We start from the raw sequence: 1,379 nt of genomic DNA on the forward strand, positions 1-1,379 counted from the left end.
AGCTACGGTGTACCCACAAATATGCATAATTTTGGCAAATGAGAGAAACAATTCATCCACAGCATTTTTACCCTGATTATACAGGAGAATTAGGCGATCTGCGTTCAGAACGACGAGGCATGGAATTATGGAACAAGCTTAGTCGGTGTCCAAGTTCGACGATTCGTCAGCTAGCAAGCAACACAGCAGAGCAAAAAGCATATTATAGATTTTTGAACAATGATAATATAAAGGAAGAAGATATAATCAATGAATCTTCAAGACGTATGGGCAATCTGTCCGAGGGTCGTCATTTGTTATGTCTACAGGACACCTGTGAAGTAAATTTGGGTTCTCACAAGAGAAGACTCAATGAAAATAGTGGATTGGGGCGTTCCGATAAGTCTGATACAGGGCATTGTTTCAAAATACATCCTGGGCTAGTATTAGATGTTCAGGGCTCAAACCCTTTAGGGTTTTCCCATATCAAAGTCTTTCATCGACCAGAAGATATGCCAGATAGGATTCAAAGAGGTTACAAACAACAGTCCATAAAAGAAAAGGAATCCTATAAATGGATTGAAGTCGCCCAAACAAGTAAAACTATTTTAAAAGAGGCAGCAACAGTGACGTTCATAGAAGACAGGGAGGGTGATATTTATGAACAGTTTGCCATGGTTCCTGATGAAAAGTTCCATTTGCTGGTACGTTCAAGAACTACAAGAAACCTAAGCAATGGAAATAGTCTATACAAAGAAATCGATTCTGAGCCCATAGCAGGCACCTATACTATTGAGCTTCCAACCGATAGTCGTAAAAACCAATATAAGAGACAAGCAGAAATAGCCCTACGATTTAAAGCATGTGAGATAAAGTGTCCTAACAATTTAAAAAATAAAGGATACCCTCCAACCATTAGCTTGACCTGTATATCAGTCAAGGAAACAAGTCAAGCATCCAGAGCCATAAATTGGAAGTTATTGACCACTCATAAGATCGAAAATTATGAAGAAGCTTTGCTAATGGTAGAGTGGTATGGAGCAAGATGGTATATCGAACAACTGTTCCGAATTTTGAAAAAGCAAGGTTTTGGAATTGAGGAAACAGAATTGGAAAATGGTTGGGCAATCCGCAAGTTGGTGATTATGCAAATGACAGCGCTATTAAAGATTCTACAAATGAATATAGCTTATGCAGATACTGAGGGAGGACAACCTATAGAAGAGGTTTTCGATAAAGAACAAATGGAAGTGCTAGAAATGATGAATATTAAATTACAAGGAAAAAGTATTAAACTTCAAAACCACCATAAGCCCCAACGAACAAAGTGGGCAGCTTGGGTTGTTGGACGGATCGGTGGATGGAAAGGCTATGACTCACAAGGACCGCCTGGCGTGATT

At 39.2% G+C, this 1,379-nt stretch carries 1 protein-coding gene; it reads left to right on the forward strand.

All coding sequences use genetic code 11. From position 1 onward, the window contains the following. Positions 1-38: 38 nt before the first annotated feature. Positions 39-1,379: IS4 family transposase (locus tag EM932_RS20655; protein WP_135879100.1), on the forward strand; the 1,341-nt coding region annotated here is incomplete at its 3' end.

It is taken from the genome of Flavivirga rizhaonensis, assembly GCF_004791695.1.
GTDB lineage: Bacteria > Bacteroidota > Bacteroidia > Flavobacteriales > Flavobacteriaceae > Flavivirga > Flavivirga rizhaonensis.